The organism is Streptomyces sp. MI02-7b, assembly GCF_033793585.1.
Taxonomy (GTDB): Bacteria; Actinomycetota; Actinomycetes; order Streptomycetales; family Streptomycetaceae; genus Actinacidiphila.
On record NZ_JARAWX010000005.1, the window covers coordinates 318,237 to 332,158 of the forward strand.

15 protein-coding genes are annotated in these 13,922 nt (G+C 72.9%); 9 read left to right on the forward strand and 6 right to left on the reverse strand.

Annotation, left to right across the window (positions count from 1 at the left end; translation table 11 throughout):
- Nucleotides 1-43: 43 nt before the first annotated feature.
- Nucleotides 44-1,153: an AfsR/SARP family transcriptional regulator gene (locus PV364_RS10485; protein WP_415924538.1), complete on the reverse strand. Its 1,110-nt coding sequence runs from the start codon at nucleotides 1,151-1,153 to the stop codon at nucleotides 44-46.
- A gap of 574 nt (nucleotides 1,154-1,727) precedes the next feature.
- On the opposite strand from PV364_RS10485, the gene PV364_RS10490 reads away from it, so the two are divergent.
- From PV364_RS10490 to PV364_RS10515, 6 genes are read left to right on the forward strand one after another with little or no spacing between them, the layout of a single operon-like run.
- Nucleotides 1,728-3,248, forward strand: a complete 1,521-nt coding sequence (locus PV364_RS10490) for a sensor histidine kinase (RefSeq protein WP_319659516.1) — start codon at nucleotides 1,728-1,730, stop codon at nucleotides 3,246-3,248.
- A complete protein-coding gene (locus PV364_RS10495; protein WP_319659517.1) occupies nucleotides 3,245-3,703 on the forward strand; it encodes a roadblock/LC7 domain-containing protein in 459 nt (152 codons plus the stop codon). The genes PV364_RS10490 and PV364_RS10495 overlap by 4 nt, the downstream gene beginning before the upstream one ends.
- Entirely contained in the window at nucleotides 3,700-4,059 is a 360-nt protein-coding gene (locus PV364_RS10500; protein WP_319659518.1) for a DUF742 domain-containing protein, read from the forward strand. The genes PV364_RS10495 and PV364_RS10500 overlap by 4 nt, the downstream gene beginning before the upstream one ends.
- Nucleotides 4,040-4,669 carry an ATP/GTP-binding protein gene (locus PV364_RS10505; protein ID WP_319659519.1) on the forward strand — a complete coding sequence of 210 codons (630 nt, stop codon included), beginning with the start codon at nucleotides 4,040-4,042 and terminating at the stop codon, nucleotides 4,667-4,669. Before PV364_RS10500 ends, PV364_RS10505 begins: the two co-directional genes overlap by 20 nt.
- Nucleotides 4,666-5,916, forward strand: coding sequence for a cytochrome P450 (locus PV364_RS10510; RefSeq protein ID WP_319659520.1), 1,251 nt, complete (start codon nucleotides 4,666-4,668; stop codon nucleotides 5,914-5,916). The genes PV364_RS10505 and PV364_RS10510 overlap by 4 nt, the downstream gene beginning before the upstream one ends.
- Nucleotides 5,913-7,163 (forward strand): cytochrome P450, encoded by a 1,251-nt coding sequence (locus tag PV364_RS10515; RefSeq protein ID WP_319659521.1) that lies wholly within the window; start codon nucleotides 5,913-5,915, stop codon nucleotides 7,161-7,163. Before PV364_RS10510 ends, PV364_RS10515 begins: the two co-directional genes overlap by 4 nt.
- Before the next feature lie 76 nt (nucleotides 7,164-7,239).
- Here the strand turns inward: PV364_RS10515 and PV364_RS10520 are convergent, their stop codons facing one another.
- Both PV364_RS10520 and PV364_RS10525 read right to left on the reverse strand, forming a co-directional pair.
- Nucleotides 7,240-8,178, reverse strand: a complete 939-nt coding sequence (locus tag PV364_RS10520) for a 2-dehydropantoate 2-reductase (RefSeq protein WP_319659522.1) — start codon at nucleotides 8,176-8,178, stop codon at nucleotides 7,240-7,242.
- 28 nt (nucleotides 8,179-8,206) lie between these two features.
- On the reverse strand, nucleotides 8,207-9,424 hold the full coding sequence (locus tag PV364_RS10525) for an MFS transporter (protein WP_319659523.1): 1,218 nt from the start codon (nucleotides 9,422-9,424) through the stop codon (nucleotides 8,207-8,209).
- A 38-nt stretch (nucleotides 9,425-9,462) separates the two neighbouring features.
- Between PV364_RS10525 and PV364_RS10530 the strand changes: the two genes are divergently transcribed.
- Together PV364_RS10530 and PV364_RS10535 are read left to right on the forward strand one after the other, a co-directional pair.
- On the forward strand, nucleotides 9,463-10,083 hold the full coding sequence (locus tag PV364_RS10530) for a CGNR zinc finger domain-containing protein (protein WP_319659525.1): 621 nt from the start codon (nucleotides 9,463-9,465) through the stop codon (nucleotides 10,081-10,083).
- A gap of 93 nt (nucleotides 10,084-10,176) precedes the next feature.
- Entirely contained in the window at nucleotides 10,177-10,932 is a 756-nt protein-coding gene (locus PV364_RS10535; protein ID WP_319659526.1) for a glucose 1-dehydrogenase, read from the forward strand.
- Between the two features lie 40 nt (nucleotides 10,933-10,972).
- Here PV364_RS10535 and PV364_RS10540 read toward each other — a convergent pair whose 3' ends face one another.
- A complete protein-coding gene (locus PV364_RS10540) occupies nucleotides 10,973-11,266 on the reverse strand; it encodes an antibiotic biosynthesis monooxygenase family protein (RefSeq protein WP_319659527.1) in 294 nt (97 codons plus the stop codon).
- 164 nt (nucleotides 11,267-11,430) lie between these two features.
- Here PV364_RS10540 and PV364_RS10545 point away from each other — a divergent pair, with 164 nt between their 5' ends.
- On the forward strand, nucleotides 11,431-12,738 hold the full coding sequence (locus tag PV364_RS10545; protein WP_319659528.1) for an MFS transporter: 1,308 nt from the start codon (nucleotides 11,431-11,433) through the stop codon (nucleotides 12,736-12,738).
- Here PV364_RS10545 and PV364_RS10550 read toward each other — a convergent pair.
- Both PV364_RS10550 and PV364_RS10555 read right to left on the reverse strand, forming a co-directional pair.
- The gene (locus PV364_RS10550; protein ID WP_319659529.1) at nucleotides 12,698-13,159 is read right to left on the reverse strand and encodes a MaoC/PaaZ C-terminal domain-containing protein; all 462 of its coding nucleotides are present in this window, start codon (nucleotides 13,157-13,159) and stop codon (nucleotides 12,698-12,700) included. The two genes, PV364_RS10545 and PV364_RS10550, sit on opposite strands and share 41 nt — an antisense overlap.
- A gap of 74 nt (nucleotides 13,160-13,233) precedes the next feature.
- Nucleotides 13,234-13,848 carry a TetR/AcrR family transcriptional regulator gene (locus tag PV364_RS10555; RefSeq protein ID WP_319659530.1) on the reverse strand — a complete coding sequence of 205 codons (615 nt, stop codon included), beginning with the start codon at nucleotides 13,846-13,848 and terminating at the stop codon, nucleotides 13,234-13,236.
- Nucleotides 13,849-13,922 lie beyond the last annotated feature (74 nt).

A 13,922-nucleotide genomic window follows, 5' to 3' on the forward strand; every position in this document is an offset into this window, starting at 1 on the left:
ACACGGATTCCCGGAACGGTCGGGGTAACCGCCGGGGAACCGTTCAGGTCGTGCCGGGCGACATATCGGGACCGGCGGCGTCGGAACGCATTTCCAGCGCACCCCTGGCGAGGATGCGCAGCGAGTCGTGCATTCGGTACTGGCCTGCGGGGCCCTCTTCCAGCAGCCCGGCGCCGACGAGTGTTTCGAGGACCTGCGCGGCACCCCCGGCCAGAAAGGACTTTCCGCCATGGCCGGCCTTGGCGCCGGATTCGGGACGAGCCGGGAAATGGTCTCGACCACTGGCACGGGATGTCGGGAGGGCGCGGCCGGCGGGCGGACCCGCCGTCAGCTCGTCGCCGCGCAGCACCGCGAGCTCCAGCCGTTGCAGCGCGGGACCGGGGTCGACGCCGAGTTCGGTACGCAGGTAGCTCTTCACCACTCCGTACTCGCGCAGCGCGTCCGCGCGCCGCCCCGTGTGGTGCAGGGCCGCCACGAGCTGCACCCAGAAGGGCTCGTGGGCGGGGTGGGAACGGGCGGCGGGCCAGAGCTCGGCGAGCACCTGGCGGCTGCGCCCGAGGGCCGCTTCGAGGTCGAAGACCCGCTCCATGGCGCGCAGTCGCTCCTCCGTGAGCCGCGGCACGACCTCGCGCTGCAGGATCTCGGAGTGGATGTTGGCCAGCAGCGGCCCCTGCCACAGGGCGAGCGCGGCGCGCAGGGTGCGCAGCTCCTGCTCCGGGTCGGCCGCGGCGTCGGCGCTGCGCAGCAGGTCGCGGAAGGCGATGAGGTCGAGCGTCGTGGCGTCCGCGGTGATGCGGTAGCCGCCGGGCACGGCCTCGATGAGCCGGCTCGCGACCCCGTAACGGGCGAACAGCTGCCGCAGCCGCTGCACGCAGGTGTGGAGCGCGGATTTCGCGGTGCCCGACCGCTCCTCTCCCCACACCACCCGCTGCAGAAATTCCACGGACACCGTGGAATTGGGATGTAAGAGAAGGGCGGCGAGGAGATTGGCGGGCTTCGACGGCTGAAGTGCGATGACGTCGCCGCCGTCCGCTATCCGGACCGGCCCCAGCACGAGAAACCTCGGACTGAATCCCTCTGAATCGAATGACGCACCCGATCGGGGTCCGCCAGACTCTTCTTGCACATGGTCGACAGATTGCTTTTTCTGCATTTCCGCCCACACTCCCCGCTGACGTCGGCGAACGTACCACCGCTCACAGACCCCTCACAAGAGGACCGCAACGGTTCAACGGGGTTTCCGGGAAGCCGTATGCACCATTTCACCTCATTCATCTACGCGTGTCGACCCGCATGTACGAAGTATTAGCAGAGGTGCGTCTTCGACCGCGCTCCAAGGAAAGGCCCCCACCAATACCGGAGCGACGCGGAACCACCCGCGGCGATCGTGCGCCGGACATCTCGGAGCACGCCGGGCACCGGGAATCACCGCGGACACCGGGATCCGCGCCGGCCGCCTCCGGCCGGCATCTCCCCGAAGCCGCCTCCCGGCCCACGTCCTGGCCGGTCACGAGGCCGATGCCGCCGCGCAACCTCACCGGCGAACGGAATTAACCGTGGGAACGATCAGCCACGGTCAGGAACTCGCATATAGTGACCCGGAGTTCACGCGGCCCCCGGCTCCGCCGGACGGGACGCGTGTTCTTTTGTGACGTCACCTCCTTCCGCGCCCTTTACGTACCGTCCGCACCGTCCGTCCGTCCGCACGGCCCCGAGGTCACCGATCCATGACAGCGCACACCGAGCCCACCCGACTGTGGTCCGGGCGTTCGCGAGCCGCCGCAGTGCCAGAACCGCCGCGTCCGCCGCTCCCGTACCTGGCCCGGACCGTCGCCGCCCCGGTGGTCGTCACCGGATCGGCGGGAGTCTGGCTGGTGGCCGCCGCCGACGGTGCGCGGGTGCCCGCGGCGGTCGGTGCCACGGCCGGGGTGGTGCTCCTCGCCGCGGCCGCCGTCGTGGCGGCGACGTCCTCGTGGCGGGCCCGCCGTCTTGAGGAGCAACTCGCCCAGGAGGAGGCGGACACCGCCCGCTTCGCGGGCGAACTGCTCCCCGCCCTGATCGACCGGCTGACGCACGGCGACTCCGCGGCCTCCGCGCTCGCCGCCATCACCCTCCCCCGGGACGAGACCCGGCGCCGGGCGCTGACCCTGGTCGCCGAGGAACTCGCCACGAGCGAGTCGCGACGCGCCGCGGCCATGTCCGCGGGCTCCAACGCCGCCGGGCGCATGCAGGCGCTGACCACCAGCATGCTGGCGGACCTGCGGGAGATGGAGCACCGGCACAGCGACCCCGCGGTCCTCGGCGACCTCCTCCACCTCGACCACCGCACGGCCCAGGCCGGCCGGCTCGCCGACAGCATCGCCGTGCTCGCCGGGGCGCGTTCGGGACGCCGTTGGGCCAAGCCGATCCGGATGGAGTCGATCCTGCGCGGCGCGATGGGCCGCATCAGCGGTTACCAGCGCGTGCGGCTGCACTCCAGCAGCGAGGTGGCGATCGTGGGTCACGCGGCCGAGGGCGTGATGCACGCCCTGGCCGAACTCATGGACAACGCCGCCAACTTCTCGCCGCCGACCGCCGAGGTCCACGTGTACGTCGAGGAGGTGCCCGCGGGCGCGGTCATCACCATCGAGGACAGCGGACTGGTCATGGGCGAGGTGGCGCTGCGCCGCGCCGAGAGCGCGGTCGCGGCGAACGGATGGGACCTCACGGGACTGTCCGGCACCCGCCTCGGACTCGTGGTGGTCGGGCGGCTCGCCCGCAAGCACGGTCTGAAGGTCTCGTTCCGGCCCTCGGCGCGCGGCGGCACCGGCGTGGTGGTGATGGTCCCCCAGGAACTGATCACCCGTCCGCGCGCCGGTGGCACCGCGGACGCCGAGTCCGTCGAGATCCTGCTCCCCGATCCGCTGCCCGTCGCGCCGCGGCCGGACCCGGCCCCGGCCGCCGCGCCTTCGCGCACGCAGGCCGGCGACGCGGCCGCGGAGCCGGATACGGGCACCGAGTCACCCGAGTACGGCGAGAGCGGCCTGCCCAAGCGCCGCCGCGGCCGCACCCTGGCCGCCGCCCGCCACGTCGAAGCGTCCGCCGGCGCCCGGCGGTCCGTTCCCCGCGACGACGACACGCCGGCGGCGCGCGCCGCCCGGTTCAGCACCTTCCGGGGAGCCCTCAAGCGCAAGCCCTCCCCCGCACCAGACCCCTCCGCGGCCCCCCACCAGCAGACCGCGACGGACCCAGAAAGCGACTCCCGATGACCGCACCCGCAGCCGGCAGCACCCACGGCAGCAGCACCAGCACCGACGAGAGACTCAACTGGCTGCTGGAGAACCTGCTCGAGCGGACGCCCGGCGCCCGCCACGCACTGGTCCTGTCCCGCGACGGACTCAAGCTGTGCCGCACCCCCGAGCTCTCCGTGGACCAGGCGGACCAGCTCGCGGCGATCTCCGCCGGTATCCAGAGCCTGTCGCAGGGCGCGTCCGTGGAGTTCGGCGACGGCAGCGGCGGCGTCCGGCAGGCCATGGCCGAGTTCTACGGCGGCATCCTGTTCATCGTGGAGGCCGGCGACGGCGCCCACCTGGCCGTCGTCGCCCGTGAGGACTCCGACGTCGGCGTGATCGGCCACAACATGAGCGAACTGGTCGAGCAGCTCGGGGAGCACCTGAGCGCGCCGCCCCGCGAGGTCGGCGGCGCGGACGGCGACAGCGGATGACCCCTCGCCCGGGCCGGGACGACGATCCGGACCGGCTCTACACCCTCACCGGAGGACGCAGCCGGCCCGGGTCGGACGTGTTCGACCTGGTGACCCTGGTGGTCGCCGAGTGCGATCCGGCGCCCGGGATGCAGTCGGAGCACCAGCTGATCCTGCGCGTGTGCCGGCAGCCGACGGCGGTGGTGGAACTCGCCGCCGACCTCGCACTGCCGGTCGGCATCACCAAGGTCCTGCTCGGCGACCTGCTGGAGACCGGCAGGATCAGCGCCCGCCACCCCCGAACCGCCCGTACGGCGGCCCAACTGCCGGACCCCGAGATCCTGGAGCAGGTGCTCGTTGGACTACGCAACCTCTGACCCCACTCCGCCGTCCCGGCGGCCGCTCAGCGCCACCGCCGACAACGGGCTGAAGATCGTGATCACGGGCGGGTTCGGCGTGGGCAAGACGACCATGGTCCGCTCGGTCAGCGAGATCCGCCCGCTGAACACCGAGGAGACGATGACGCAGGCCGGCGAGAGCGTGGACGACCTCGCCGGTGTCCAGGCGAAGACCTCGACGACCGTGGCCTTCGACTTCGGCCGGATCAGCCTGGACCGCCGCAACGTCCTCTACCTGTTCGGCGCGCCCGGGCAGCAGCGCTTCTGGTTCCTGTGGGACCGGCTGTTCAGCGGCACCCTCGGCGCGGTCGTGCTGGTCGACACGCGGCGCCTGGACGACTCCTGGTACGCCATCGACCGCCTGGAGCACCACGGGACGCCCTTCGTGGTGGCCCGCAACGACTTCGGCGGCCCCCGGCACACCGAGGAGCAGGTGCGGGACGCGCTGTCGCTCGCCGACGGCATCCCGCTGATCGAGTGCGACGCGCGCTCGCGCCAGTCCTCCAAGGACGTGCTGATCACGCTCGTCCGGCATCTGCACACCCTGTCCGCCGCCAGCCCGCGTGCCCGGGAGACGACCGCACCGTGACCACCGAGCCATCGACCACCGAGGACGCGTTCGCGGGCGCCGTGCCCTTCAGCGGCCCGCGCTTCCACGTCGAACCCGCCGAGCTCTACCGCGAGATGCGTCGCGACCACGGCGCGGTCGCGCCCGTCCTGCTCGACGGCGACGTGCCCGCCTGGCTGGTGCTGGGCTACCGGGAGCTGCTGCACGTCACCAACGACCCCGTGCTGTTCAGCCGCGATTCCGACCTGTGGAACCAGTGGGACCGCATCCCTGGCGACTGGCCGCTGCTGCCGATGATCGGCCGCAAGCAGCCGTCGATCCTCTACACGGTCGGCGAACGCCACCGGCAGCGTGCGGCGATGATGAGCCACGCCATGGAGGCGGTCGACCCGTTCGAGCTGCGGCGGACCGCCGAGCGGTACGCCGACCGGCTCATCGACTCCTTCTGCGCCCGCGGCCGGGCCGATCTGCTGGCCGAGTTCGCCACCCTGCTGCCGGTGCGCGTGCTGGCCCGTATCTACGGCTTCGCCGACGATCAGGGCCCGGCGCTGGTCAAGGCGATCAACGACCTGGTCGACAGCACCGAGGACGCCATCGCGGGCCAGACCCATGTCTTCACCGCCATGACGGAGCTGCTGGAGCTGAAGAAGGAGCGTCCCGGCCCCGACGTCGTCTCCCGCATGCTCGCCGACCGGTACGACTTCTCGGACGAGGAGATCGTGCAGGACATGATGGTGATGACCATCGCGGGCCACCAGCCGACGGCGGACTGGATCGGCAACTCGCTGCGGCTGATGCTGACCGACGACCGCTTCGCCGCGTCGTTCTCCGGCGGCCGGCACAGCGTGGGCCAGGCGATGAACGAGGTGCTGTGGGAGGACACGCCCACGCAGAACATCGCCGGACGGTGGGCCTCGCGCGACACGCGGGTGGGCGGGCGCCAGATCCGCACCGGCGACCTGCTGATCCTCGGTTTCGCGGCGGCCAACGCCGACCCCCAGGTGCACCTGGAGGGAGGCGGCCCGACCCACGGCAACAACGCCTTCTTCTCCTTCGGGCACGGCGAGCACCGCTGCCCCTTCCCGGCCCAGGAGATCGCCGAGGTGATCGCCCGTACCGGGATCGAGGTGCTGCTCGACCGGCTGCCCGACATCGATCTCGCGGTGGCGGCGCGCGGCCTGGTCCGGCGGCCGTCCCCCTGGCTGCGGGGCATGACCGAACTCCCCGTGCGTTTCACTCCCACTCCGGCCCTTGGAGACCGTCCATGAAATGCCCCGTCACCGGAGCGAGCGCCCTCGACGGCGCGCGCATCGTGCTCGACCCCCTGGTGCAGGACCTGGCCGCGGAGAGCGCGCTGCTGCGCGACGCGGGCCCGCTCGCGGCGGTCGAACTGCCGGGCGGCGTACCCGTGTGGGCCGTCACGCACCACGCGGAGGCCCGTGCGCTGCTCACCGATCCGCGGCTGGTGAAGGACATCGCCCACTGGGACGCGTTCACCCGCGGTGAGATACCGGCCGACTGGGCGCTGATCGGCCTGGCCAACCCGGGCCGCTCCATGCTCACGGTGGACGGCGCGGACCACCGCCGGCTGCGCGCACTGGTGGCCCAGGCGCTCACCCCCCGCCGGGTGGAGCGGATGCGCGAGCGCATCGAGGAGCTGACCGCGGGTCTGCTGGACCGGGTGGCGAAGGCCGCCCAGGACGCCGAGGTGATCGACCTGAAGGCCGAGTTCGCCTATCCGCTGCCGATGTACGTGGTGCAGGAGCTGATGGGCATCGACGAGGCCCATCTGCCCCGCCTGAAGGTGCTGTTCGAGAAGTTCTTCTCGACCCAGACCCCGCCGGAGGAGGTGCTCGCCACCCTCGGCGAGCTGGCGGAGATGATGGGCGCCACGGTCGCGGCCCGCCGCGCCGAGCCGGGCGACGACCTGACGAGCGCTCTCATCGCGGCCTCCGAGGACGGTGACCACCTCACCGACGCGGAGATCCAGAGCACCCTGCAGCTGATGATCGCCGCCGGTCACGAGACCACGATCTCGCTGATCGTCAACGCGGTGGTCAACCTGCTGACCCACCCGGACCAGCTCGCGCTCGTCCTGGCGGGCGAGGTGGCGTGGGAGGCCGTGGTGGAGGAGACGCTGCGCTACTCCACGCCGACCTCGCACGTGCTGATCCGCTTCGCCACCGAGGACGTCCCGGTCGGCGACAAGGTCATCGCCAAGGGCGAGGCACTGATCGTCTCGTACGCGGCCATCGGCGGCGACGAGGCGCAGCACGGGCCGACCGCGGGCGCGTTCGACATCACGCGGGAGCCGATCCGGCACATCGCCTTCGGCCACGGCCCGCACGTCTGCCCCGGCGCGGCCCTGTCCCGCCTGGAGGCGGGCGTGGCGCTGCCGGCCCTGTTCGCCCGCTTCCCCGGGCTGGCCCTGGCCGTCCCGGCCTCGGAACTGCGCAACAAGCCCGTCGTGACGCAGAACGACCTGTTCGAACTGCCGGTCCGGGTCGTCGGCTGACGGTGAGTCACCACCGCCGCGCACGGGGAACCTCCCGCGCGCGGCGGTTCCGGTCCGCAGCGGGCCGCGCCGACGCTCAGGCGTCAGGGGCGGCCGGGCGACCGAGCTCGTAGGGGGCGAGGACGTCGGCGACGGTCCGGTTGCGGGGCGTGGGCACGCCCCGTTCCCGCCCCAGGGCGACCACCCCACCGCTGAGCCACGGCAGTTCGAGCCGGTTCCCTCGCTCCAGGTCGTGGGCCATGGACGAGGTCATGCCGGCCGGGAGGGTGTCGACGGCGGCCATCTGCGCGTCGGCGAACGCCTCGTCGAGATCCACACCCGAGGCACGCCCGACGGCGACGGCCTCGGCCATCACCTCGCGCAGCAGCTCCCGTGTGGCGGGGTTGCCGCGGATGACGCCGATCGGCTGCCGCACGGCGCTGGTCGTCGCGGACAGGCCCGTGAGGAACACGTACTTCTCCCAGACCGTCCGCGCGATGTCCGCGCCGACCTCGGCGTCGATGCCGGCCTTCACGCAGGCCTCGTGGAACTCGGCCACGCCGTCGGCCGGGTGCCCCTGGTAGGCGCCGAGGACGATCCGCTGCATCTGCCCGCGGTGCACGACGACGCCGGGCTCCTCGATCACCGCCGCGATGTAGCAGACGCCGCCCCACACGGCGTCCTCGGGCAGGTGGCGGCGGAGCACCGTGTCCTTCTGCACCCCGTTCTGCAGGGAGAGCACGCGGGCGCCGCCGTCGGTGAGATGCCGCAGCCCGGCCGCGACGTCCTCGGTGTCCCAGAGCTTCACGGCGACCAGGACGACGTCGGCCCGGTGCACGTCGGCAGGGGACTCGACGAAGTGCCGCGCGTCGACCCTGGCCTCGCCCAGCGGGCTGCGCACCAGCAGCGCCCCCCGTTCCCTGATCGCCGCCAGGTGCCGTCCGCGCGCCACGAAGGTGACCTCGTGGCCCGCCTCGGCCAGCCGGGCGCCGAAGTAGCCTCCTACGCCGCCCGCTCCCACAACCACGATCCGCATGACGTGCTTTCCTTCCGGTCAGGGTGATTCAGCTGCTGCCGTCGGTGGTGCCCATGCGCTGGGCCTGTCTGGTGCGCGCCGCCCGGTGCAGCAGGGCGGTCGCCGGTATGAGGAGCGCCGTCGTGGCGGCGGCGCAGACGAACAGGGGCGCGGGCGGCAGGACGCCGTGCAGGGCGGTCACGACGAGCGGCGTGACGAATCCGAGGTAGGCCAGGCAGTAGAAGACCGCCGCGGCGCCCGCGAGGTCGCGCGGCGCCGCCCAGGCCTCCACCTGGCTGAGCCCGGCCACCAGCAGCATCCCGTAGCAGGCCCCCAGGGTCACTGCCGCGGGGATCAGGAGGGCGGGCTCCGCCAGCCGGACGGCCGCCGCGGCCAGCAGGAATCCGGCGACCGCGGCGGCGAGCCCCCAGTTCCGGGTCACATGGGAGCCGCGCCGGGACAGCCGCCGTGCCAGCGGCTGGACGAGCAGGCCGGTCAGGAGCGTGAGCCCGGCGATGCCGCCGCCGACCGCGATGTCCGGGCCGTGCAGCGGCACGAGGGCCGGCAGCACGGCGAAGCTCGTGGTGGGCGCGCCGAAGACGAGCGGCGCCGAGGGCGCCACTTCCCAGCGGAACTCCCGCTGCAGGAGCGCGGCCCGCAGCCGGGGACGGGCCTGGGGCCGTGCGCTCGCGGCGGGCGCGACCGGGTGGGGCGCGGCAGGGTCGGGCGTGTGCCACACCATCGGCGCCACGGCCGCCGTCAGGCCCAGGTGCACGAGATAGGGCAGTGCCTCGGGTGCGGTCAGCCACTGGGCCAGGACGCCCGCCACCAGCGGGCCGCCGCCGAATCCCGCGGACAGTGCGACGGCGGCGCGCCGCGCGCCCGCGCCGGGGCCCGCGTCCGCCGACAGGTCCTTGATCCACGCGGTGCCCGGGCCGAAGGCCGCGCCGGACGCGACACCGGCGACCAGCCGCCCGAGCATCAGCGCCCAGAACCGGTCGCCGCCGGTGAGGAGGACGGCCGAGGCGACGGCCGACAGGAGCAGGGCGGCGCACATCACCTGCCGCCGCCCGTACCGCTGTGCGAAGCGCGCCGCGAGCAGCAGCGCGGGGATCAGCCCGACGGCGTAGGCCGCGAAGGCGGTGGTGACCACACTCCCGGACACCCCGCTGTCGGCGCGGTAGACCAGGAGCAGTGGCGAGAACTGGTTCGCACCCCAGCCGACGACGAACATCGCCGAGGCCGCACGCATCCAGGGTCGCATCATCTGTCCTTGGTAACCGTTTTCCTGGTTACTATTGTCACATGATCGAGGAAGTCCCGGCCACCCCGCGGACCCGGATCACGGCCAAGGCCCGGTCCCTGCGGTTCGACGCCGGATCGCTGTCGCTCGACCTCGTCGCCACCGTCGGCCGCAGGCCCAGCACCCCCATCGAACGCCTGGACGGGCCCGAGCGCCTGCGCGCGTGGTGCGCGGGCGTCGGTCTCGCCCCGCGGGACGAGGAGGACCCGGCCGCGCTCCTCGCCGCGCTGCGCACACTGCGCGACGCCGCCCACGACGTCGTCACGGCCCATCTGGACGACCGCGCCCCGCGACCGGAGTCGGTGTCCCTGCTCAACACGCTGGCCCGGGTCGCCCCGCCCGCGCCCCGGCTGCCGACCGACGCGGACGGACGGCTCGCGCACGGCCCCGCTCCCTCGCTGACGACCGCCGAGCTGCTGTCCGCGGTGGCCCGGGACCTGATCGCCGTCATGACCGACCCCCGCACGCGGGCCCTGCTGCGCACCTGCGACGCGGAGGCCTGCCGCATGATCTACCTCGACAACGGCCCCGGCTCCGGCAAGCCGCGCAGGTGGTGCTCCATGGAGCGGTGCGGCAACAGCGCCAAGGCGGCCCGCCACCGGCGGCGCGCCGCCCGGCCCTGACGCGAATCGCCGCGGTCGCCGGTCCGCACCACCCGCTGCCACGATGGGAGGGCGGCACACGACGCTGACACCAGGAGCGGACGGGAGCACGCCATGGGAGAACTCACCGGCAGGACGGCGGTCGTCACCGGCGGCACGACCGGCATCGGCCTGGCGACGGCGCGGCGGTTCACCGAGGAGGGCGCCCTCGTCTTCGTCACCGGCCGGCGCCAGGAGTCCCTCGACGCCGCCGTCGCCGCGATCGGCGGCGACACCGTGGGCTTCCGGGGCGACGTGTCCGACCTCGCCGACCTCGACCGCCTGTACGCGACCGTGGCCGAACACGGCCGGCAGGTGGACGTCGTCTTCGCCAACGCGGGCACCGGGCAGACGCTCCTGATCGAGGACGTCACCGAGGAGTACTTCGACGCGACCTTCGCCGCCAACGTCAAGGGCGTGTTCTTCACCGTCCAGAAGGCGCTGCCCCTCCTCGCCGAAGGGGCGTCGATCGTCATCAATGCCTCCACCGAGCAGACCGCGGCCAAGGAGGGCCTGAGCGTCTACTCCGCCACCAAGGGCGCGCTGCGCACCCTCACCCGCTCCCTGGCCAACGAACTGCGCCACCGCGGTGTCCGGGTCAACGCCGTCAGCCCCGGCCCGATCGACACCCCCGGCATCGAGGGCCTGGCCCCCGACCCGGCCGCGAAGGACGCCTTCAAGGCCGCCCTGGCCTCGGGCATCCCGCTCGGGCGGCTCGGGCGCCCGGAGGAGGTGGCGGAAGCGGTGCTCTTCCTCGCGTCCGACCGCAGCTCCTTCACCACCGGCGGCGAGATCTACGTGGACGGCGGGATCAACCAGTTCCAGACCTGACGGAGCGGCCGGTCGCCCGGCGCCGCTCGCTGGGACGGGGCTATTCGCCGGCCTCGTAGGTCGTGACCACGCGGCTGTCGAGCAGCGGGGCGATCCGCCTGAGGACCAGGTCCTTGAAGTGCAGCGACTCACGGTGCACCGCGAAGGCCCGCGGGGAGTCGTAGCGCTCCAGGAGGACGACGTCCCGTGCGTCTTGGAGCGCGTGGAAGACCTCGTAGGAGATGTTGCCCGGTTCGGCGCGGCTCGCCTCGGCCAGGCGTGTGAGCAGGGCGAACACCTCCTCCTCGTGGCCCTCGGAGACGGTGTAGCGGGCGATCACCTGCAATTCGGGCATCGAAGCGCCTTCCTGGGCGGGCGGGGGCGCGGAGCCGCGGCCGGGGTGACGGGGAAACCGGGGCACCCGCCCTCCATCATCACCGAGGACGGGTGACGGGGCAGTTCCGAGGGAATGTGGTTGTTACACCTATCGTCCCTCCGTCCCTCACCGCCCAGGTACCGATGCCCCTCATCGACCGATCCGGCGCATCAGGCCGTTCCGGCCACTGCGGCCACTGCGGCCCGTGCGATCGGGCCACCCGGGGCGCCGGCCAGGCCCCGCCCGGCCGGCTCGTCCTCCTGCTGGCCGTGGCGTGCGGGCTGACGGTCGCCAATCTCTATTACGCCCAGCCGCTGCTGGCGGTCCTGCGGCAGTCCCTCGGTATCAGCGCGCTGACGGCCGGCACGCTGATCACCGTCGGCCAGGCCGGCTACGCGGCCGGAATGATCTTCCTGGTACCGCTCGGAGACCGCGTCGAGAACCGGCGGCTGACCACGGTCCTGCTGGCCGTCGCCACACTGGCGTGCGTCGCGGCGGGCACGGCGCCCGGCTTCGGGGTACTGGCCGCTGCGCTCCTGGTCGCCGGCGCCGTGTCCGTCGTCGCCCAGATCCTGGTGCCCTTCGCCGCCGGACTCGCCCCGGACCATCTGCGCGGGCGCGTCGTGGGCCGGGTGATGAGCGGGCTGCTGACCGGCATCCTGCTCTCCCGGACGCTGAGCGGCCTGATCACCGAGGCCGCCGGATGGCGTGTGGTGTACCTGGTCTCGGCGGGGCTGATGGCCGTCCTCGCGGTGGCGCTGCGCCGGACCCTCCCCGACCGCGCGCCGCCGGCCGCCCTGCCGTACGGGCGGCTCCTGCGCTCCACCGCGGGGCTGCTGCGCCGGCACGGGGTCCTGCGGCGCCGGGCCGCGTACCAGTCACTGATGTTCGGCGGGTTCAGCGCCTTCTGGACGACCGTGTCCTACGTACTGACCGGACCGCCCTTCCACTACTCGGAGATCGGCGTGGCCGTGTTCGCGCTCGCCGGGGCGGGGGGCGCGGCGGTGGCTCCGCTGGCCGGGCGGTGGGCGGACCGCGGTCTGACCCGGCCGATGACGGCCGCCGCCTTCGGCACCGGCGCGCTCGCGTTCGTCCTGGCCGGTCTCGGACGGCACCAGATCCTGCTGCTCGCGCTGGCCGCCGTGCTGATCGACATGGCCGTGCAGACCTCGCTCGTCCTCGGGCAGCACACGGTGTACCAGCTCGCCCCCACCGCCCGCGCCCGTCTGAACAGCGCGTACATCGCGGTCTTCTTCGTGGGCGGCGCGCTGGGGTCCCAGCTCGGCTCCGTCGCCTACCATCTGGGCGGCTGGGTCGCGCTGACCGGCTTCGGAGCCGGGTTGCTCGCGTTCGGGCTGCTGCTGCAGACACCGGCGCTGCTGCCGCGCCGCAAGGGCGCCCAGGCCGGCGTCAGGCCCTCCCGTCCCCGGAGGGACGCAGAGCGACCATGAGGTCGATGTTCCCTTCCTGCGCGATCTCGTCGCGCTGGTTGAGCAGTTCGAACCGGCGGACCAGGATGCCCGCGTCGCCCCGGCCGGTCAGGCGGGTGGAGAGGATCGCCACCCGGCAGCGCACGGTGTCGCCGACGAGCAGCGGCCGGCGGAAGCGCCAGTCGTCGATGCCCAGGAGCGCCACGGAACTGCCCTCGAAGACACCGAGCCGCGAGGCCAGCCCCATGGCCACGGAGACCCCGAGCAGTCCGTGGGCGATGCGCTCGCCGAAGCGCGTGTGCGCGGCGAACTCCGCGTCGGTGTGGACGGGGTTGGTGTCCCAGCTCCACGCGGCGAAGGACGCCACGTCGGACTCGGTGAGCGTGCGGCCCTGGGTCGTGAACTCCTGGCCGGCGTGGAAGTCCTCGAAGTACAGCGGCATGTCGGCTCCCGGTGCTGTCAGCGGTCCAGTCCAGTGGCGGTGCGAAATTCAGCGTAGGGGGGTGGACGGGGCCGCTAGGCGCCGCGGCCGGTGGTTCCGATCCCGGCCATCACATTGGTCACCAGGGCGACCGCGAACTCCTCGGTGAGGGGTTCGTCGGGGATCAGCAGGCGGTGGTAGCAGGCTCCCCACAACTGGTCGACGAGCACCTGGGGGTCGATCTCGGGACGGATCTGGCCGCGCTGCTGGGCCCGGGCGATCGCCTCGACCGCGAAGGCGCGCCGGGGGCCGGAGTAGTGCTCCCGGAATGCCGCGGACAGGTCCGGGTCGGTCTGCGCCTGCCCGACCAGTTCCACGACGATCCGCCCGGCGCGGGTGCGGGTCATCAGGCGCACAAAGGCACGCAGTTGGGCGGTGAGGTCCGCGGCGATGTCGCCGGTGTCGGGGAACGCGAGGGTGTCGCGCACCGCGGTGAAGTATCCGTCGAGGGCCAGCGCGCCCTTCGAGGGCCACCACTTGTAGATGGTCATCTTGCTGGCACCCGCCGCGTTGGCGACCCGCTCGATGGTGAACGCGGCCATGCCGTCGGCGAGCAGCAACTCGCCCGCGGCCTTGAGGATGTCACCGCGCACCTCGTCGGCCGGCCTGCGGCCGCGGCCGCGGCGGACGGGTTCCGATGCTGATGTCATGGCGGTCCTCTTCCCTGGTCCGGAGGTCTCGGGAACATTTTATATGGACGCGGCGTCTACATCCGTGCTTATAT

Coding starts and splice junctions, on each gene's coding strand:
- PV364_RS10495 (WP_319659517.1), top strand. CDS start 3,245: ATGACCGCACCCGCAGCCGGCAGCACCCACGGCAGCAGCACCAGCACC.
- PV364_RS10535 (WP_319659526.1), top strand. CDS start 10,177: ATGGGAGAACTCACCGGCAGGACGGCGGTCGTCACCGGCGGCACGACC.
- PV364_RS10530 (WP_319659525.1), top strand. CDS start 9,463: ATGATCGAGGAAGTCCCGGCCACCCCGCGGACCCGGATCACGGCCAAG.
- PV364_RS10555 (WP_319659530.1), bottom strand. CDS start 13,848: ATGACATCAGCATCGGAACCCGTCCGCCGCGGCCGCGGCCGCAGGCCG.
- PV364_RS10540 (WP_319659527.1), bottom strand. CDS start 11,266: ATGCCCGAATTGCAGGTGATCGCCCGCTACACCGTCTCCGAGGGCCAC.
- PV364_RS10520 (WP_319659522.1), bottom strand. CDS start 8,178: ATGCGGATCGTGGTTGTGGGAGCGGGCGGCGTAGGAGGCTACTTCGGC.
- PV364_RS10545 (WP_319659528.1), top strand. CDS start 11,431: ATGCCCCTCATCGACCGATCCGGCGCATCAGGCCGTTCCGGCCACTGC.
- PV364_RS10550 (WP_319659529.1), bottom strand. CDS start 13,159: ATGCCGCTGTACTTCGAGGACTTCCACGCCGGCCAGGAGTTCACGACC.
- PV364_RS10485 (WP_415924538.1), bottom strand. CDS start 1,153: ATGCAGAAAAAGCAATCTGTCGACCATGTGCAAGAAGAGTCTGGCGGA.
- PV364_RS10490 (WP_319659516.1), top strand. CDS start 1,728: ATGACAGCGCACACCGAGCCCACCCGACTGTGGTCCGGGCGTTCGCGA.
- PV364_RS10525 (WP_319659523.1), bottom strand. CDS start 9,424: ATGATGCGACCCTGGATGCGTGCGGCCTCGGCGATGTTCGTCGTCGGC.
- PV364_RS10500 (WP_319659518.1), top strand. CDS start 3,700: ATGACCCCTCGCCCGGGCCGGGACGACGATCCGGACCGGCTCTACACC.
- PV364_RS10515 (WP_319659521.1), top strand. CDS start 5,913: ATGAAATGCCCCGTCACCGGAGCGAGCGCCCTCGACGGCGCGCGCATC.